Source organism: Streptomyces sp. AK08-02 (assembly GCF_033795085.1).
Lineage (GTDB): Bacteria > Actinomycetota > Actinomycetes > Streptomycetales > Streptomycetaceae > Streptomyces > Streptomyces echiniscabiei.
The window spans coordinates 368,913-388,132 of the sequence record NZ_JARAZV010000003.1 but is presented as its reverse complement, the minus strand read 5'-3'; the positions used below and the strand labels follow the sequence as shown (position 1 = coordinate 388,132).

General features: G+C 69.4%; 15 protein-coding genes and 1 pseudogene. 5 read left to right on the top strand and 11 right to left on the bottom strand.

Annotated elements, in window-relative coordinates:
* Positions 1-140 precede the first annotated feature (140 nt).
* Complete coding sequence (locus PV734_RS08165; protein WP_319289097.1) at positions 141-2,777, top strand: excinuclease ABC subunit UvrA; 2,637 nt, start codon at positions 141-143, stop codon at positions 2,775-2,777.
* Here the strand turns inward: PV734_RS08165 and PV734_RS08160 are convergent.
* The 4 genes from PV734_RS08160 to PV734_RS08145 all read right to left on the bottom strand — a co-directional run bounded on the left by PV734_RS08160 (position 2,692) and on the right by PV734_RS08145 (position 6,113).
* A complete protein-coding gene (locus PV734_RS08160) occupies positions 2,692-3,552 on the bottom strand; it encodes a class I SAM-dependent methyltransferase (protein WP_319289096.1) in 861 nt (286 codons plus the stop codon). The two genes, PV734_RS08165 and PV734_RS08160, sit on opposite strands and share 86 nt — an antisense overlap.
* A 160-nt stretch (positions 3,553-3,712) precedes the next feature.
* Positions 3,713-4,378, bottom strand: coding sequence for a response regulator transcription factor (locus PV734_RS08155; protein ID WP_319289095.1), 666 nt, complete (start codon positions 4,376-4,378; stop codon positions 3,713-3,715).
* Complete coding sequence (locus PV734_RS08150) at positions 4,375-5,424, bottom strand: sensor histidine kinase (protein WP_319097408.1); 1,050 nt, start codon at positions 5,422-5,424, stop codon at positions 4,375-4,377. The genes PV734_RS08155 and PV734_RS08150 overlap by 4 nt, the downstream gene beginning before the upstream one ends.
* Before the next feature lie 158 nt (positions 5,425-5,582).
* On the bottom strand, positions 5,583-6,113 hold the full coding sequence (locus PV734_RS08145) for a hypothetical protein (RefSeq protein ID WP_319289094.1): 531 nt from the start codon (positions 6,111-6,113) through the stop codon (positions 5,583-5,585).
* A gap of 200 nt (positions 6,114-6,313) precedes the next feature.
* On the opposite strand from PV734_RS08145, the gene PV734_RS08140 reads away from it, so the two are divergent.
* Positions 6,314-6,529: a DUF6243 family protein gene (locus PV734_RS08140; RefSeq protein WP_319097269.1), complete on the top strand. Its 216-nt coding sequence runs from the start codon at positions 6,314-6,316 to the stop codon at positions 6,527-6,529.
* A gap of 607 nt (positions 6,530-7,136) precedes the next feature.
* Positions 7,137-8,072, top strand: coding sequence for an NADP-dependent oxidoreductase (locus PV734_RS08135; RefSeq protein WP_319064186.1), 936 nt, complete (start codon positions 7,137-7,139; stop codon positions 8,070-8,072).
* Positions 8,073-8,226: 154 nt separating this feature from the next.
* Here the strand turns inward: PV734_RS08135 and PV734_RS08130 are convergent.
* From PV734_RS08130 to PV734_RS08115, 4 genes and pseudogenes are all read right to left on the bottom strand, one after another.
* A pseudogene (locus PV734_RS08130) lies at positions 8,227-8,316 on the bottom strand (MerR family transcriptional regulator); the annotation flags it as partial.
* A gap of 627 nt (positions 8,317-8,943) precedes the next feature.
* Positions 8,944-12,213, bottom strand: coding sequence for a S8 family serine peptidase (locus PV734_RS08125; protein WP_319289093.1), 3,270 nt, complete (start codon positions 12,211-12,213; stop codon positions 8,944-8,946).
* A 660-nt stretch (positions 12,214-12,873) separates the two neighbouring features.
* A complete protein-coding gene (locus PV734_RS08120) occupies positions 12,874-13,326 on the bottom strand; it encodes a VOC family protein (RefSeq protein ID WP_086746768.1) in 453 nt (150 codons plus the stop codon).
* A 780-nt stretch (positions 13,327-14,106) separates the two neighbouring features.
* A complete protein-coding gene (locus PV734_RS08115; protein ID WP_319289092.1) occupies positions 14,107-14,880 on the bottom strand; it encodes an SDR family NAD(P)-dependent oxidoreductase in 774 nt (257 codons plus the stop codon).
* A gap of 186 nt (positions 14,881-15,066) precedes the next feature.
* On the opposite strand from PV734_RS08115, the gene PV734_RS08110 reads away from it, so the two are divergent.
* Both PV734_RS08110 and PV734_RS08105 read left to right on the top strand, forming a co-directional pair.
* A complete protein-coding gene (locus PV734_RS08110) occupies positions 15,067-15,696 on the top strand; it encodes a TetR/AcrR family transcriptional regulator (protein WP_086746771.1) in 630 nt (209 codons plus the stop codon).
* A 203-nt stretch (positions 15,697-15,899) separates the two neighbouring features.
* Positions 15,900-16,502, top strand: coding sequence for a HutD family protein (locus PV734_RS08105; protein WP_319097265.1), 603 nt, complete (start codon positions 15,900-15,902; stop codon positions 16,500-16,502).
* A 292-nt stretch (positions 16,503-16,794) separates the two neighbouring features.
* Here PV734_RS08105 and PV734_RS08100 read toward each other — a convergent pair whose 3' ends face one another.
* From PV734_RS08100 to PV734_RS08090, 3 genes are all read right to left on the bottom strand, one after another.
* Positions 16,795-17,190, bottom strand: a complete 396-nt coding sequence (locus tag PV734_RS08100; RefSeq protein ID WP_086746773.1) for a MerR family transcriptional regulator — start codon at positions 17,188-17,190, stop codon at positions 16,795-16,797.
* A gap of 178 nt (positions 17,191-17,368) precedes the next feature.
* Positions 17,369-18,382, bottom strand: coding sequence for a DJ-1/PfpI family protein (locus PV734_RS08095; RefSeq protein ID WP_319097264.1), 1,014 nt, complete (start codon positions 18,380-18,382; stop codon positions 17,369-17,371).
* A 94-nt stretch (positions 18,383-18,476) separates the two neighbouring features.
* Complete coding sequence (locus tag PV734_RS08090; RefSeq protein ID WP_086746775.1) at positions 18,477-19,187, bottom strand: SDR family oxidoreductase; 711 nt, start codon at positions 19,185-19,187, stop codon at positions 18,477-18,479.
* Positions 19,188-19,220: the final 33 nt, after the last annotated feature.

Sequence of the window (19,220 nt, the reverse complement as noted above, 5' to 3'; positions counted from 1 at the left end):
TGTGTCGTGGGGTCGACGGGCCCGGGACCGATGATATGTATTCCATGGAATCAACTTCTACGGAATCATGTTCTGTGTACGCTGATTCGACGGATGCCACGAGCACACGGATGCGGACGGCCCGCTCAGGAAGGAAAGCCATGACGCACGACGAGGCAACCGGCGGGGACCGGCAGGCCGGGGCCTCGGGCGCACGAGGTGCGGACGCGGTGGATCCGCCGTTGTCCGTCCAGGTGCACGGGGCGAAGGTCCACAACCTGAAGAACATCGACGTGACGGTGCCGCTGCGCCGACTCGTCGCGGTGGCAGGGGTGTCCGGCTCCGGGAAGTCGTCGCTGGCGATGGGGGTGCTGTACGCGGAGGGCTCACGGCGCTACATCGAGGCGCTGTCCACGTACACCCGCCGTCGCATGTCGCAGGCACCGCGCGCGTCGGTGGACAGCGTCCAGCACGTGCCCGCGGCCCTCGCTCTGCGTCAGCGGCCCGGGGTGCCCGGGGTACGCAGCACTTTCGGCACGTCGACCGAACTGCTCAACGTGCTGCGTCTGCTGTTCTCCCGGCTGGGATCGCATTTGTGCCCGAACGGCCACCGGCAGGACCCGACGATCGACGTGGCCGCGGGACTGGACCTGACCTGCCCTGTCTGCGAGGTCACGTTCTACCCGCCGGGCGCGGAGTCGCTGGCCTTCAACTCGGACGGCGCGTGCCCGCGGTGCACCGGAACCGGCATGGTCCGGGAGGTCGACGAAGCGGCGCTCGTCCCCGATCCGCACCGCACCGTCGCCGAGGGCGCGGTGGCCCCGTGGTCGATGTTCGGGCTGACGGTGATGCCGCAGGTCGTCGCCGAACTCGGGGTGCGCACCGATGTGCCGTACGCGGAACTGACCGAACACGAGCGAGGAATCGTCCTGCACGGCCCCGCGGAGCAGCGGCACATCAGCGTCCGGTCCAAGAACGGCAAGTTCTTCGAGCTGGACTTCACCTACCGCAACGCCCGCCGGGCCGTCGAGGAGGCCCTGAACAACGCCACCACCGAACGCGGGCTGAACCGGGTGAACAGGTTCATCAGCGCCCAGGTGTGTCCGGCCTGCCACGGCACCCGACTCAGCGAACAGGCCCGCGCCACCCTCGTCGACGGCGTCGACCTCGCCGAAGCCGCCGCGAAGACCCTCGACGAACTCGTCGCCTGGGCCCCCGGACTCGCGGACGCCCTGCCGTCCGAGATGCGCCCGATGGCGCGGAACATCGTCACCACCCTGCTGGAGACCGCCCGCCGCCTGGTCGAACTCGGCCTCGGCTATCTCGCCCTGGACCGGGCGAGCTCCACCCTGTCGACCGGCGAGCGGCAACGCGTCCAACTCGCCCGCGCCGTACGCAACCAGACCACCGGTGTGCTCTACGTCCTCGACGAACCCTCCATCGGCCTGCACCCCTCGAACGTGGACGGTCTGCTCGGCGTCATGCGCGACCTGCTCCGCGACGGCAACTCCGTGGTCCTCGTCGACCACGACGTCCAAGTCCTGCGCGAAGCCGACTGGCTCATCGAGATCGGCCCCGGCTCCGGCACCGAAGGCGGCACGGTCCTGGCCACCGGCGACGTCACCACTCTCGGCAGGGACCCCGACTCCCTGATCGGCGGATTCCTCACCGGCCGCGAACCCGTCCTGGTCCGCCAACGGGCCGACCGGGACGAGATGTTCGACGACGGCCGCATCCGCCTCGCCACCCGGCCCCTGCACACCGTGCACGCCCTGGACGTCGACATTCCCCAGGGCCGCCTGACCGCCGTGACCGGCGTATCCGGATCCGGCAAGACCACGCTGATCCTCGAAAGCCTGATCCCCGCACTCCAGGCGAAGGTCGCGGGCAGAGCGCTGCCCGACCATGTGGCCGCGGTGGACGCGCAGACGATCACCCGGGTGAACACGGTCGACGCCACCCCGATCGGCGTCAACGTGCGCTCCACCGTCGCCACCTACAGCGGCATCCTCGACGACCTGCGTCGCGCCTACGCCGCCACCGGCGCGGCCGAGCAGCGGGGGCTCACCGCCGCCGACTTCTCCTACAACACCGGCTCCCTGCGCTGCCCCCGTTGCGAAGGTACCGGCCAGGTCTCCCTCGACGTTCAGTTCCTGCCCGATGTGGATATCGACTGCCCCGCATGCGAAGGCACCCGGTACGCTCCCGCGGCCGACGACATCCGTCGGCCGGCCGACGGAATCCCGGGCGACGGACTGTCCATGCCCCAACTGCTCGCCCTCACTGTCAGACAGGCGATCGAGCAGGTCGGAGACATCCGCCGGGTGAGAACCCGTCTCCAGGCCCTCATCGACCTCGGACTCGGATATCTCACCCTCGGTGAAGACACCCCGGCCCTCTCCGGCGGCGAGGCACAGCGGCTGAAGCTGGCCACCGAGCTGACCCGGAACCAGTCCGACACCCTCTTCGTCCTGGACGAACCCAGCGTCGGGCTCCACCCCCTCGACATCCGCACACTCCTGGGCGTCCTCCAGCGGCTGGGTGACAACGGCGCCACCGTCATCGTCATCGAACACGACCTGGACATGATCGCCAACGCCGACCACGTCATCGACATGGGCCCCGGAGGGGGCACCGCCGGCGGCACCGTCGTCGCCACCGGCACACCCGAGGATCTCTCACATGATCCGCACAGCGTCACCGCCCGCTATCTCAGCCGTCATCTGCGCCCGACGAAGAAGAACCCGACGAATAAGAACCCGACGAATAAGAACCTGACGAAGCAGATGGAGAAGTAGGTCGGGCCACAGGTCGCGCGGTCAGAACCGGCTGGAAGAAGTGCGTCTCCTCGACGCTGTGCCACATGACGTCGCCGAACCCGGACACTCGCACAAGTTCCGCCAACTCCTCCGCCGACCAGGCACGCGACGTGGCCCGCCGGACCCGAACCTGCCAGGTATCACCATCCGGCAGCAGTTGCAGGTGATCGAAGTCGTAGACGCCGTTGTCGCGCCAGTGCCACAGCTGGAACGTGACCACCTGCCCGGCCTCGCTGTTCGTCACCTGTGGAACAGTGGACTGCCGCTGACTTCGTCGGGCGTCGCCGTAGTCCCTCGCGGAGAGCACCAGCAGCCCGCTGTCTCGCACGACGCGTCGTACATCGCCCACCGCACGACGGACGTCGTCCTCGGTCAGCAGGTGCGCCAGCGAGTTGTCCGCACTCAGCACGACGTCGAAGGAGGCGTCGGCGAACGGCAGCGAGCGCATGTCCGCCGCCAACGTCGCTGCCGACAATCCACGCCGCCGCACCTCCGCCGCCGCTCGAACCGCGGCGGCCGGACTCAGATCGCTGCCCACGACGCGGTGCCCGTGCTCGGCCAGGCCGATCATCTGTGTCCCGATCCCGCATGAGCAGTCCAGGACTTCGTGCGGCTCGGCACTGTCCAGACGCCGCCGGATCAGAGCGTCCAGGGCATTCCCCTGCCGCGATACCGACAGCGACCAGTCCGCGTATATCAGGTGGTAGTCCTCGGCGAGCTGATCGTAGAAGTCCCGGGCAGAGTGGGAGACCATGGCGGAACGCTACAACTGACGGCCTGTCACCGTAATGCGAATATGGCCGTGCGGGACGGTTCGTGGGACGACACCGGGAGAGGCGGATCTCCAGCCGGCGAGCCGCCTCCGGACAGCCCGGACACTCGCGAGACGTCTTCTTGTTCTTGGGGCCGGGAGGTCAGGCCAGGCCGGCCGCGATGGCGCGGCGCACGGCGTCGGCCCGGTCCCGGATGTCGGCCTTGGCGAAGAGGTTGTTGATGTGCGTCTTGACGGTCGCCTCGCTCACGAAGAGCTTCTCGGCGATCGCGCGGTTGGGCAGGCCCTGGCCGATCAGGGTGAGTACCTCGCGTTCGCGGGGCGTGAGATCCGCGGGCAGTCGCTGTCCGGACGCCGTAGGCCTGGCGCGGACGGTGGCCAGCAGCCGGTCCTGGACCTCGCGGTCCAGGACGGACTGGCCCGCGGCGGCGGCACGGATCGCGCGGACGATGTCCTGGCGTCCGGCGTTCTTCGTCAGATATCCGCGGGCGCCCGCGCTGAGAGCGGCCAGGATCGAGTCGTCGTCGGCGAACGTGGTGAGCACGACGACGGCCACCTCGGGGTGTTCGTCGCTCAGCCTGCGGGTGGTCTCGATTCCGTCGAGCACGGGCATGCGCAGGTCCATCAGCACGACGTCCACCGGACCGGCGGCGACCGCGTCCAGTACGCCGTTGCCGTCGGCGGCCGCCGCGACGACGTCGATGTCCTCGGCCAGACCCAGCACCGCGGCGAGCGGCTCGCGGACGGCGGCCTGGTCGTCGGCGACGATCACGCGCAACGGCCGGGAGCTTTCGGTGGGTTCACTCATCGCGGGATCACTGCCTCCACTTGCCAGCCGCCTTGGTCCGGTCCCTCGGTGACCGGTCCCGCGGTGAGGGTGCCGCCCAGCAGGGCGACGCGTTCGCGCATTCCGATCAGCCCCATTCCGCTGCCGACCCCCGGGTTCACCGTACGGGTGGCGGGCCGGTTGCGGATCGTCAGCGTCGTCGAGGAAGCCGCGAAGGCCAGTTCCACCCGCACCTCACCGCCCGGGGCGTGCCGCGCGGCGTTGGTCAGGGACTCCTGGGCGATCCGCAGCAGATTCTGGGTCACCCGGGCCGGTACCTCAACGGGGGTGCCGCAGACGGTCAGGGTGTCGCGGTGGCCGGACGACTCGAGCATCGCGGTGAGGGTCTCCACCAGCGGCAGCGAGTCCTCGCGGAGCGCGTGGACGGTCCACTGCGCCTGTTTCAGGCTCTCCTTGACGAGGCTGTGGGCCTTGTCGTTGGCCGCCCTGACCTTCTCCAGGTCTCCGGTGTCGAGCAGCGCGTCGGCCAGTTCCAGCTGCATGTTGATCCCGGCCAGCGTGTGCGCCAGGACGTCGTGCACGTCCCGGGCGATCCGGCCGCGTTCGGTGAGTACGGCGGCCTGCGCCTCGGCCCGGGCGGCGCGCGCCGCGCTCTCGGCCGCCGACAGCGCGGCGTCCACGGCCTGGTGCTGGACGCGGTTGAGCATCCCGATCAGGACAGGTGCGCCGGTGGAGAGGCCGACGGCCCAGGGCAGCAGGTGGTGACCCGGACCGACATGGAAGTACAGGACGCCGCCGCAGAGCAGGCCGCAGGCCGTGGCCAGGACGAGGGCCTGTCTGGTCGGCAGGCGGTATCCGATGTGACCGCAGAGGAAGAAGGCGAAGAGGTACGCCGTTCCGCTGCGGCTGACACCGATCAGCGCGGCCGCCGCGAGGATGCCCAGCGACAGCCAGACGACGGCGACACGCGGCGGGACCCTGCCCGGGGGCAGGCCCCGAGCCAGCAGCGCCGCACAGTTCAGTACGAACAGGGCCGCGACCACCAGCCCCCGCCCGCTGACGCCCATCGGCCGGATCGTCAGGGCCCCACCGACGATGACCGCCACGGTCAGGGCCCACTGCGCCCGGGGGTCCCGGCCCGGGATCGGCCGGGGCGTGGCCGAGGGGGGCGGGACCTGTCCGGGGGAGGAGACGGTCTCGGCGGTGGGCACGGCCAGACCATAACTCACGGTCGGACCGCGACACGGTTCGAGGCGGGGGCGGGCTGCCCAGCGGTCAGCATCCGGCTACGGACGAAGATCGTGGCCAGCCGGGTGACGACCTCGGTGAGCGCCATCAGGACGAAGGCCGCCACCCATGCCTGGTCGCTGGTGATGTGGTGGGCGATGCTGAACCGGGCGACGTCGTCGGCGCCGCCGTGCTCGGTCCACAGCTGGAAGCCCATCCGGGCACCCATGCCGAGCACCCACAGGATCGCGGAGACCGCGCCCGCCTTGATCAGGATGTGCTCGCCCGCGGTCCTGACCCGGGTGTAGACGCCACCGGCGATGCCGAGTGCGGCGCCCGCTCCCACGAGCGCTCCGACCAGTATCAGGTCGTTGCCCCCGGTGGGAACGGAGTCCAGGTACGTGTGGGCCACATAGCCCACGATCCCCAGCGGGATCAGGAAGGTCTTGAGGTCCAGCCGGCCTTCCCGCAGTTGCCGGAAGACTACGAGGATGAGAGCGATGTCGGTGATCCACTCGGTCGTTGTCATGCCCCCAAGCCTGCTGTCACAGGGCCCGCGACGCCTGGACCCACGGGTGGAACCCGGGGTGGAGAATGACGCGGCCGGTCGCGCCCGCCGGGCCCTTCGGGAGACGGCAGCGGGGTTGTCATGTTCTTCCGGGCGCCGATCTACGATTGGAAGAGTCCGATGAATCCGTAGATCACTTCACACCATTATCGGGAGAGCCCGTGACCGTGAGCAAGAACATCAACAACCCCGTGGGCATGGGCGGCGGCCAGCGCAAGAAGCTGTCCCGCACAGAACGGCAGAACAACGGTCCGCACCGCAACCTCGACCGCCAGGGTGCGGCCGACCAGAAGGCGGAGCTGGTGCGCAAGATGCGCGAGAAGGCAGGCGCAGCCGAGGGCGCCGGGCAGAAGAGCAACGACACCGCCCAGAGCTGACGCACCGCCGCCGCGGCGCGGCACCGCATGGGGCACTGCTGCCGTACCGGGCGCGGCCGGTGCCGCTCGGCTCTCGGCCGAGCACCTCCCTCGAACGTTACGTCGCCCCAGAGGTCTTTCACCTGATCCGGCCCACATCCTCACACCCCCTGTCACAGGGGCAGTTGTAAGATGTGGGAGCGTAAGTCGGTGAGTGACGCACAGACCAACACCCTGCAATACCGCTTCGACGGGCCGGAAGACGCACCTGTCCTGATCCTGGGTTCCTCACTGGGTACGACCTGGCACAGGTTGGAAATGCCGTCCATACCGGTCCAGTGAGAGCATGCGGGTCCACGAAAGGCCAGGTCAGAGCGTAGAGGATCGATGGCGTCGATCCAGTCCGTGACAGATTCGTGAGACGCGAAGGCAAGAGGGGCACGGTTCGCGGCGACCGGCTGCGTCTGGGCTTCGGACCGGTACCCCCACCCCGACTTGCATCTGACGTTGGCGTCAGGTTTTAGCGTGGCTGCTGTTGGCGTTCCGCAGCTCCCTGCGGACATCCCCCTTGCCATCAAAGATCTTCCGTGCCTGCTGTGAGCGGGTGCGACCGACAGCAGGAGTACTCATGCGCGCAGCCGTTTACCGTTCGCTCGGCGGCCCGGACGTGGTCGAGGTCGCCGAGGTCGCCAAGCCTGTTCCCGGCTTGAGTGAGGTTCGTATCAAGGTTCAGGCGGCCGCGCTCAACCCGGCCGATGCGGCGGCCTGGGTCGGGGGCTATTACCCGGCTCCGCCGGAGGGGGTCGCCTATGGCCTCGGCTGGGATGTAGCCGGCGTTGTCGACGCCGTCGGCCCGGGTACCCCCTGGACGCCCGGGCAGCCTGCCATCGCGTTCAGTTACGGCTTGCCCCTGGGGCTGAACCGGGGGCAGGCCGAGTACATCGTGGTTCCTGCCCATGCGATCGCGGCGGCGCCGGGGGGTGTCGACCCCGTCCACGCCTCCACCATCCCCCTCAACGGGCTGACCGCTGCCCAGTCCGTCGAACTGCTCGGTATCCAGGCCGGCCAGAGCGTGCTCATCACCGGCGCGGAGGGGGCGGTCGGCGGTTACGCGGTGCAACTCGCGAAGCGACGGGGAGCGGTGGTCATCGCGACCGACCTCTCGCCCGACGGCGAGTTCGCGAGCAAGGTGGCGGGTGCCGACGTGTACGTGTCGGCGTCGCAGCCTCTCGTCGAGGCCGTCCGCACGGTTCGTCCCGAGGGAGTCGATGCCGTTCTGGACACGGCCAGGCTGGGGCAGGCAGTCATCGGGGCGGTGGCGGACGGCGGCAGGTTCGTGACCACACGGCTCGACGCCCTGCCCCAGGCCGAGCGGGGCATCCGGGTGCTGCTGACGCAGGTCGGCCCGGACGGAGCGATGCTTTCGACACTGTCCGACCTGGCCGCGGCGGGAGACCTGGCGTTGCGCGTGGCGGAGACGTACCCGCTGGAGGAGGTCGCGAAGGCTTACGCGCACATGATCAGGGGTGGGTTCCAGGGGCGTGTGGTCCTCACCATGGAGTGAGCGCGAGGCCCTTTCGTACGGCTGGGACATGGCCGGCCGGGGCGGGCCCGTTCGGTGATGAGGTTCTCGGTGAACCGGAGGGCGCGTCGCCCTCGTTCATGCATCGCGGCAGGACCTCCCGGACGAGCCTGCTCGACGGGCCGGCGGCGTACAGTTACTGGATCATCCTGACCCGCTGGACCGAGCCGTCCTGGTACTCTCGCTGCCCGCCGCCGGTACGCGTGGGGCCGAGCAGGCGCTGCTCCTCATGCTCACGGCGTTACGCACGGCCTCGACTACTTGCCCGGCCAGTGCCGGGGGATACGGGGGCCCGCCGTATCCGGGCATGGGCAGGATGCAGCAGAATCGTGAACCGGGTGCTCCGCGCGACCACCCCTGTATCGGCAGCCAGTCGTGGAAGACGGTGTGCACGCATACGTCGTTGCCTCATCTCAGCAACGCCTGAGCCGCCGCGCTGGATCCCCAACGGAACTCATGAGTGTCCAGCAACAGCCTCCGGCCCGGAAGGTGCTTCAGGCCGCGCCGACGAGAAGGTGCTGGCCAAAACCATCGCGCACTACGGCCGCGTCGACCGTCTCTGGAGTGACGAGTTCGGCTATGTGGAGCACAACGCTGCATCCGCGGTCACCGCGGCCATCGTCCGCGCCCTGTTCCGTCGCACCAATCATGCCTTCTCCTGCTGCAACTTCCTTACCAGAGCTGCCACTTGTAGGGCAGAGCGGAGGCCGGCCGGGAACGAGGGGCACCTGCCGGGCCATCGGGGGCACCGGAGCGGGTCAGGGTTCGGGCCGACGCGATCCGCCCGCGCACTCGGGGAGTGCGCGGGCGGATCGCTCACCGATGGTTCACACCAACGGCTACCGAGGCGTGGCTACGGCGTGGCTGTCAACGCCGTGTGTCCGAGGGTGGTCGACCCGTCGCCGTACTCGACGGCGCCGACGTACTGTTGGCCGCGTTTCGCGTCCGGCCACGACACCGTGACGTCCGGACGGTCGCCCGCCGAGGCATTCTGCTCGCTCGGGGTGACCGTGGGTGTCACGGCCGGGGTGCCCTGGCCGACCTTCCAGCTCCGCAGGGTGTACTGCTGGCTGGTGGTGCCTGTCGGCAGTTCTGACTGGCGGACGTAGACGTCGTAGTCGACGGGCGGCAGATCGACGTGTTCGTCGGAGCCGGGGCCGGCCCAGTCGCCGATGTGGTTGCCGTTGGTGTCGAAGGCGTAGAGGTCGAGGTTGCTGCCGGGGACGTGGTCCGCGGAGGTGATGGCGAACCGGGTGAAGGGGGTGCCTGCGGGGACGTGGACGTGGTGTTTGACGACGGCGTCGTTGGTGCCCTGACTCATGGTGAAGTCGGCCTGGTCGGTGCCGGTGAGGGTGCCGGTGGTCTTCTCGCCGGTGTAGAGGGACGCCTTCGCGGTCAGCTCGCCGTTCCAGTCGACTGCGGGCCTCAGCGTCGCGGAGTCACCACCGGTGACCACGGCCTCTTTCGGGGCGGACAACGCTACGGAGCGCAGGGCGACCGGGCTGGTGACCTCGTGGTGGCTGTGCGCGTCGCTCCACGTCAGGGAGCCGAAGGACCAGGCGTTGTGGGCCGCACTCGTACGCTCGAAGGTCACCTTGTACGACGCCGACGCGCCCGGCGTGACCGTCAGCCGCTTCGGGGTGACCTCGGCGCGGAAGCCCGGCGGGGTCTGGAGATTCGCCCTGTACGTGGCGGTGCGCGCCGAGACGTTGGTGACCGTGCGCGTCACCGTCTGACCGGCCAGCAGGTCACCGACTGCGATCGACGGATAGTTGAGGTCGCTGGGGTCGGTCTTCGTGGCCGTGGCGCAGGCATCGGTGCCGTCCTCGGTGGTCGGCTTCTGGCCGATCGCGCAGAGGTAGGCGGTCCAGTCGGCGGAGGTGGAGTCGTAGACCAGGCCGGGGTCGGTGGCCCGGGTGACTCGGGGCAGGCCCGCGCCGTAGTCGAGGGGCGAGGCGGAGTCGGCCAGTTCGCGGCCGATGGGGTCGCCGTTCTCGTCGGTGGGCGTGGCCGTCGTCATCAGCGCCGACTTGATCTCCATCGGTGACCAGTCGGAGTGCAGTTGCCGCAGCAGGGCGGCGAGGCCGGCGATGTGCGGGGACGCCATCGAGGTGCCGTCGGAGAAGCTGAACCGGCCGGGGTAATAGCTGGTGCTGCCGGGCACCACGCCCGCCGGGATGGTCTGACCGAAGGAGGCGATGTCCGGCTTGAGCAGGTCGCCGTCGCTGAAGTGGTCCGGGCCGCTGGAGGAGAAGGAGGCGATCTCCCGGGTGGCCCGGTGGCTGCTCTGGGTGGGCGTGAACCGGGCGGTCGCGCCGGCTTGGGAGGCGTATGCGTGGACTGCCTTCGCGTCGTCGAGGTCGAGTTGGATCAGGGGCACCGAGAAGACGTACGGGGGCAGGAACTCGTCGTAGGCCGGGGTGTCGGTGAGTACGAGACCCTTGCCGCCGGCCGCCAGGACCTCGTCCGACTTGTCGTCCTCCCAGATGCCGGCGCCGCCTCGGTCGCAGACGATGATCTTGCCCTTCGCCTGGGCCGGATCGAGCGTGCCCGGCGCGCACAGCGCAGCCCGGCCGGCGTCCGAGCCGTCCTTGCGTACGGCGGCTGCCTCGACCAGCGGGGCAGAGCCGGCACCCGGGTTCAGGCCGACGCGGGTGTAGCGGCGGCCGTCGCCGAGGACCAGGGAGGTGGTGTACTGGGTGTCGTGCGACGACGCGGCGACCGTCGTGACCCACGGGCCGGTGTGGTGCACCGAGTCCGGGCCGCCGTTGTTGGCGGCCGCGGCGACGAACACGCCCGCCTTGGCCGCGTTGAACATGGCCTCCATGTCGGGCTGCTCGGTGAGTGTGCCGGTGATGGAGAAGTTGATGACGTCGACGCCGTCCGCCACGGCCCTGTCGATCGCGGCCGTGAGGTCCACGGTCGGGCAGCCGAAGCCCGGCCAGCACGCCTTGTAGAAGGCGAGGCGGGCAGCCGGGGCGACACCACTGAGCCTGCCCTCGGCGTTGCTGCCGGGTACCGACGCGGCGACGCCGTGGTTCCCGGCGGCCGTGCTGCCGGTGTGGGTGCCGTGGCTGCTGGTGTCCAACGGCGAGGGGGCGTCTTCGCGGTCCGCGGGGACGCCCGCACCGAACCACTGTGCGCCGATCACCTTGTTGTTGCAGGTCACCTTGTGCGTGGGGTCGTCGCCCGGGTCACAGTCGCCGTGCCACTTCCTGGCGATGGCCCCGGCGTCGGGGCGCGGATTCGGCAGTGCGGCGAACATCGGGTTCGAGGGGTCGAACCCGGTGTCCACGATCCCGACGATCACGCCTTCTCCGGCGTGCTCGGGGCCGCCCGCCTTCGCCCACAGGCCCTTGGCGCCGGAGAGGCCGAGAAGTCGGGGGGTGTCGGGGAACTGGGCGTGGCGGGCCGTCCGGGGCGCCTGGGAGCCCGGGGTGTGCGGTGTTCGGACTTCTGCGGGTCCGGTGAGTGCTGATCGCGCGGTGCCCCGCGCCCCTGAAAGACCTTGGCCCTGGGGGCCGCTCACCCCGCCGGAAGGGGTCGGCTGCTGGGCCGCAGAAGCCGTGACCTTGCCCTCGGTCCCGTCCTGGCCATCGGCCACGGTCCGGATGTAGGTTTCCGCCCGGCCGTCCGCCCTCTGCCCATCGTCGGGCCCCGTCGACGTCAGCTGAGCGACCGTGTTCCGGGTCACCGAGACGACACCAGGCGTCGAGGCCAGCTTCGCGGCCTGCCGGCCGGTCAGTTCGGCGGCGAATCCGCTGAACGTGTAGGAGTAGTCGTAGAGCGTCTCGACACCGGGCACGGCGTCGAGGACCCGCTCCCGACGGTCGTCCAGGTGCGCCACGTACTTCTCGACCGTGGCGGAGTCGGCGTCGAGCCGCTTCCCCGCCGTGGGCGCAGTCCGCTGCAGTCGGGGCAGCCCGCCCTCGTACGCGGCGACGGGTGGGTCGGCGAGCTTGACGATGTAGGTGTCGTCGCCGTAACTGCCTTTGCCGCCAGTGGAGTTGGTGTCGGAAGCGGTGGAGGTGGGAGCGATGACCGCCATGAGGGTCAGGGCTCCGGCGAGGAGGGGCGCGAGAGTGGTGATGGCCGCTCTCGGGCGTATGGGTGTGCGTGTCACTTGTGATCCATATCGATCGGGTGCCGCGGAAGAGCCGGGCGCCAGGTGTCCGGGCGCCATCCGCCTCTGCGGCTGTGGGGGTGTGCGGGGGCTACGGTGGGACTGTCGAAACCGTGCGCCCGAGGGGGCTCGAACCGTCGCCGTGTTCGACGAGGCAGAGGTACCGCGTGGCCTGGAAAGCAGGCCAGATCACTTTGAGTCAGAGCCCTCGCCCGCGGCCACCGCCGGGGTGACAGTGGTGGGGGTGTCGGGTTCGCCCTGGCCGAGATTCCGGCTCCAGAGCATGTACTGCGAGGTCTCCCCGGCCGGGCGGTGGCGCACCCTTGCGTGGATCCCGCGGGTCCAACACCTCGGTCAGCCGCGCCGGCAGGCCCGGGATCTCCTCGGAAACGACGTCGGAACACTCACGGAGTTGGCCAAGGGCAATCGGGATCAGCGATGACGCATCGGCAGGCACGGTCACTGTCACACTCCGGCCCCGCTGAACTGACAGATCGCCACGAACTGGGGGCGTAACGCGACAACGCCAAAGCCTTGACGCCGAAGAAGCTCATCGAGTGCCTGCAACCAGCAAGCTGACTCCGTCAGAGCCAGAGCACATCACAGCCTTCGCCAGCCCCGGAGCGGTTCAACGGGCGAGAGCGTCGGGCAGCGCTTCACCTATGTGGTGTGGTCCTCAACGGCCTGGATGAGCGCGCCGTCGGGGTCGTAGAACAGGAAGGATCGGATTCCGGGCAAGGGGGACCGGACGTAGTCGGTCTGAACCTCGATACCAGCGGCCTCGACGCGCTTAAAAAGGTCATCGATGTCGGACACTTTGAGCCCCAGCTCCGTGATGCCGGTCGCGCCGTAGCGCAGGTACTCGTCCGGAGCCTTGGTGGTGAACGGGTTGGCCGCCTGTTGCAGTTCCAGCGTCGCGCCGGAGTCGTCGGAGACGAGCACGATCCGGGTCGCCGCGCTCTTCACGCCGAGGATGTCGTCGAGCGTCGAGGTGTCGAACCACTCGCCCGGCTGTGTGACGTCGTACAGCGTGTTCTTGAATCCCAGGAGGTCCTGGTAGAAGGGCAGCGATCGCTCCAGGTCGCTCACCATGCAGATGTGATGGAAGGGCACGATTCTCCTCTGTGGGGTGAGGGAGGGGTAGCCGCGGGCACATTGGCCAGGTGGCAGTGACCCAGACCCGTCGACGGCCAACTACCGGCGCTGTTCTGTAACTTCAGCCGCAACGCTAGAACCTGACGCTAGTGTCAGGTGCAAGTCTTTCGGGTGAGACCCCCGCGAGGCGATGGACAGGGACGGCGGTCGGCTCGGCAAAGGATCGCCCGCCACTGAGGTGAGAAGGTCCGTCAGAACCGCCGATCTGTGACGGTCTGCAACTGACGGACCGGTCAGTGGAGTTGTGCGGACGGCCGGAAGGAACGGAGCGCCGCGAGCCGAAATTGCGACTCGAGTTGGTGGCGTTGACTCGTTGGTTGGTGATGTTGGCGGTGTGGGACGGAGCCGGGGTTGCGTCGCCGGGCCAGGGTTCCGAAGCCGGCGCAAGGACGCCGACTCTTCGGCCCGCGCCGGGTGGTGCGCCGTGGCTCCCACGGTGGAGATGATCGGGAAGGTCACGCGGAGTCGTTGCCACGGGCTGGTGGCCGATTCTCTGGACCTGGTGGAGGAGGACGCCCGCTGTCGGCAGGACCAGGAGCCGGCCGGTGGCCACGGGCTGCGGCAGCCCGGCAGCCCGGCAGGCACCTTGCAGTAACCGCGGCACATCGACGCCCCCTGCCGCAGCTGCTTCGGCAGCAGCGGCGAGGCCGTCCGCCACCACCAGCGTCCGGTCCGCGTCGTGCCCCGCGCCGACAGCTGGTCGTGCCATGCGCTCGGGCAGCAGGTCGGGGACGATCGTCATTCGCGCAGAAGTGCGCCGCCGTTGATCGACCAGACCTGGCCGTTGATCCACTCCGCGTCGTCGGAGAGCAGGAACGCCACCACTCCGGCCAGGTCGCCGGGCCGGCCGAACCGGGGGCTGGGGATGGTCATTCGCGCGAATTCCAGCGCCTGAGGGGTCAGGGCCATCTTCTCCGCGGACTCGGTCATCACCACCCCGGGCGACACGCAGTTGCAGCGGATGCCCTCCTTGCCCCAGCGGGAGGCGACATGGCGGGTGAGCGCGTTGATCCCGGCCTTGCTGGTCTGGTACGCCGCGCGTTGGTGGTCGCCCACGTGCGCGGACGCCGAGGAGGTGTTGACGATCGCTCCACCGCCCTTTGCCAGCAGCAGGGGAAGGGCCGCGCGGCAGGTGAGCGCGAAGCCGATCAGGTTCACCTCGAGGGTGCGCCGCCATACGGCCGGGTCCATGTCCAGCAGGTCGCCGTCCCGGCCCAGCACGTCCGCCGAGGCGTCGGCGGCGACGTTGTAGAGCCCGTCGACTCCGCCGAGCTGGTCGACGGTGGTGTCGAACAGGGCGCGTACCGACCGCTCGTCGGCGAGGTCGGACTCGACGGCGAGGGCGGCTCCGCCGACGTCGCTGATGCGCTTGGCGGTGGCCTGCGCCGCGTCCACGTCGATGTCGCCGATCACGACCGTGGCGCCCTCGGCGGCGAGGCGCTCGGCGGTGCCCGCGCCTATCCCGTTACCGCCTCCGGCGATGACGATGCGCTGTCCGGTGAGTCCCCTCATGGCATGGCTCCTGTTCCTGACTGATGCGGAGTGACCGGGTTCTTGGGTGGGGTGGCGTGCTGGCACGCACGACCGGCGGCTCCTTGCACGGTTCACGTCGGCCGGACAGCGCCACCACCTCCATGAAGCACGTTAACCGACAGTCGTAGGAAAACCAACAGACGTCGGTTAGGTATCGTGTCAGCCATGACCACGACCCGACAGAACCCGCCGGTAGCCGACCGGCGCGTACGTCGCACTCACGCGGCCCTGCAGGGCGCGCTGATCAAGCTCGTCGAGGAGCAGGAGCTGGGGCAGATCAGCGTCGCGGACGTGGCCGAACAGGCCGGTGTGAACCGCACGACCTTTTACGACCACTACCGGGACGTGCACGAACTGGCCGAGGCCGCCTGTACCTCGACGATCGACACCCTGATCGAGTCACTCCCCGTCCTCGACCCCTCACCGGCGGACCCGGACGCGGAACCCGCCCGGTCACTCGTCGCGTTCTTCGAGAACCTCGCCGAGCACGCCGGCCTCTACCGCAGCCTCCTGGGGCCGCAGGGCAGCGCCCGCGTCATCGACCACATCCGCAGCCGCATGACCGCCAGCGTCCATGTCACCGTGCGCCTGAACGCCGGCGCCGCGCCGGACAGTGCCTCGTCGGCCGACATCCCTCACGACGTACCCGCCGCGTTCATCGCCGGCGCACTCCTCGGCGTGGCCACCGACTGGCTCCAACGCGACAGCCCCCGCACACCGACCGAGATGGCCGAACTGACCTGGCCACTTCTTGTCGCCCACTACCCCGCCGACACACAGCACGCCAGAACATGAGGTGATCCTCCGGCTCACGAGTCTCGGGGCTCGGCCTGCCCGGTCAAGCGCCCCACCGTGCGCGCGTGGTCGGCGCGTACGCTGGCCGCTCGGTCGATGATCATGGCCTGGGCGCTCCCGCCGTCCGACAACCGAGTGGCCGGTGGCCCGGGTTCACCGGTGTGGGCAGCCGACCGGATGGCAGGGGAAGGAAGCGGTGTCGGATGGGCGAAGATGCTCTGCGCTGGAGCCGGTACCGCGGCATGCCGTGGAAGAACGGCGGCGGTGTGACCCGGGAGGTCGCGTCGGGCGCCGTGCAGGCGCCCCTGGCCTCGGTGGAGAGCACGGACGGCTTCGACTGGCGGGTGAGTGTCGCGGACGTGGACGCGGGAGGCTCCTTCTCCGCCTTTCCCGGGATCGACCGTGTGATCACCCCCGTCGAGGGCGAGGGCATGGTGCTGACGGTGGACGGGACAGCGCATCCGGTCTGGCCGCTGAGCCCCTTCGCCTTCTCCGGCGACGCGGCGACGGACTGTCGGCTGGAGGCGGGCGCGGTCCGCAACCTGAATGTGATGACCCGCAGGAGCCGTGCGACGGCACAGGTGCGGATCATCACCGTCGCCGCCGCACGGGTGACGGAGTTGGCCTGCGCCGCGGGCGAGACCCTGCTCGTCATGGCCGTCACCGAGGGGATCACCATCGACGGACCTGACGGCCAAGAGATCACGCTCGGCCGTCTCGACTGCGTGCGCCACGAAGGCCCGGCGGCGCTGACGCTACGGGGCGACGGCGTGGTGGCCGGGATCACGATCACCGCGGTGCGCTGAAAGCGGGAAACCAGCGGCCACCCGGTCGTCTCGGTGGCGGTAGCGGCGATGCGCTGACCCTGTGCGACCTGCGGTGACTGTGTCATCTGCATGGTCGCCGCGATGTCACCGGTGCCGCGGAACCGGATCCGATCTGGGCATTGACGAAGTGCAGAGCAAGGGGCAGTGCCTCGTTCTTGTCCATGCGAACGCCGAGCCGCCGCTCGATGATGCCCAGAGCGGCCTGAGGTCACGGTGAGGTCCGTCGCTGAACCGGCCTGCCGCACACCACCTTGTGGGTGGGCAGGCCGGTTCAGGCGGTACTGGCGGCGGCGCCGCGTACGGGGTGGCTGTGGTGCGGGTGGCTCGGGTCCGTCGCCACCGCGATGATCTCGTCGAGGCGGGCGCGCACTGCCGTCAGGTCGCCGATCTGGCGGTCGATGCGGGCCCGTTCGGTGATGAGGCTGTCGGTGAAACCGATGGGCGAGGGGCCCTCGTTCATGCACCGCGGCAGGACCTCGCGGACGAGCCTGCTCGCCAGGCCGGCGGCGTACAGCTGCTGGATCATCCTGACCCGGGCGACCGCGCCCTCCGGGTACTGCCGCTGCCCGCCGCCGGTACGGGTGGCGCCGAGCAGCCCCTGCTCCTCGTAGTACCGCAGTGCCCGGACGCTGACCCCCGCCTGTTCGGCGACCTCTCCGATCCGCATCGCTCCTCCTTGCCGGTCCAATGTCATGTCAGAGGTGCCTCTGACGTCAGTGGGAGGTTTCAGCGTAGCCGATGTCGTCATCACGGGCCTTTCGTCTGGCCCCGGCCGGCCACAACGTGCCGGATCACGGTGAACCAGGTGCACACATGGCGACCTGGCGGTGCCGGGAGGCGAGGGGTCAGTGGCGGGGCAGGAGGGTGCGCAGGCGGGCGGTGTGCTCGTCGATGGCCTGGGGGCCGTTGCTGGTGAGCAGGCGGACGCCTTCCTCCCAGATGACCTTGATGGCGGTCGGGTTGGTGGTCGTCCGTACCTCGTAGCCGGCGTTCCTGAGGGCTTCGTCGATGAAGTAGCCCATGCGTACCTTCTTGCCGGGGATCTTGAGGTAGCCGTTGCTGAGGACGAAGAGTTCGGCGGATTTGGCGACCGTGGTCACGCTGACGCCGTTGAAGGCGTGCTGGGTGTCGGTGACGACGGTGCCGTCGGGGCTCACCCGGTACTTGGCCGAGGCCATGGCGACGGGGGCGTGGCAGATCAGCGAGATCAGCACCTGGTTCTCCCGCGCGGTGTGCAGGAGTTCGCCGAGCCAGGGGTTGTCGACGAAGTCGACCATGGGGGCGTGGCCGCCGGGCATGTGCACGAAGTCGAACGCGCCCAGGTCGAAGGCGTCCTCGGGGTCGCGGTGTCTGAGCACGAGCTGCTCGATGGACTGGTAGGTGTGCTCCGGAAGGTCCTGCATCGACTTGACCAGGTCGTCACGCAGCACCACGACCTCCTTGTCACTGCCCGGCAGCGACTCGGAGACCGGCAGGCGGCCCAGGTAGCGGCGGGCGAGGGCGAGTTCGCTGTCCCGGCGGGCGACGAGTCCTGGCCGTTTGGCACGGAAGGTGTCGACATCGAAGCGGAACGCCTGCGCCGCGGTGGCCGAGACCGTTGCGGAGCTGAACTTGTCCGCGGCGTGCATCGACAGGGCCAGGCCGTTGATCTCCAGCTGCGGGACGAGCCCGCCGGGGGTGGCGAAGGTGAACTCGTACTCGTTGCCGAACTCCTTGAGGATCTGCGCCAGCTCGACCAGGTAGAACCCGGTCGAGACACCGGGGTGGTCCGCCGGTTCGGTGAGCGGCAGGACAGCGGCCGACGGGACGACGATCAGCGCCTTGGGCTTGGACGAGTGGGTGGGGGCGGGGGTGTCCATGGCATGCCTTCTTTCGGTGTACGAGCAAGGAAGAAACGGACGGGGCGCTTCCCGGTTACGACGTGTCGCGCCCCGTGGCGCGTGATGGTGGTGGTCAGGCGGTGGCTGCGGCCGGTGCGTAGACCGTGGCTGGGTCGAGGGCCAGGTTCGCCTTGGCCTGCGCGGACATCGGGTCGGCGATGACCTCGGCCTGCTTCGCCTCGACCCCGTCGAGCGCGGCCCTGACGACGTCGGCCGGATCGTTCTTCTCGAACGGCAGTCCCTTGGCCAGGTCGGTGTCGGTGGGTCCCAGATACAGGCCGGTGACCAGGGTGTTCTGTGCGGAGAGTTCGAGGCGGACGCTGTTGGTCAGGCTCCACGCGGCGGCCTTGGCCGCGTGGTAGGCGCCCCAGTGCTCTGACGGGACCCAGGAGGCGACCGACAGGACGTTGACGATGGCCCCGCCGCCACCCGCCTTCAGGATCGGGGCGAAAGCCCGGATCATGCGCAACGGGCCGTAGTAGGCGGTGTCCATCTCCAGTTCGATCTGCTCCAGGTCGCCGTTGACCAGGCCGTTGACGGTGTTGATGCCGGCGTTGTTGACCAGCAGCGTCACGTCCGAGGCGACTTCCGCCACGGCGGCGACGGAGGCCGGGTCGGTGATGTCGAGCCGGAGCACCTCCGCTCCGGGCAGATCGACGCTCTCGGGGTTGCGCGCGGTGGCGTACACCTTGGACGCTCCCCGCTCCAGCAGTTGGGTGGCGAAGTGTCGGCCGAGGCCGCGGCCCGCACCGGTGACGAGGGCGACAGAGTTGGCGATGTCCATGGGAGAGGTCCTTCACGTAGGAGTGCGGCGTCG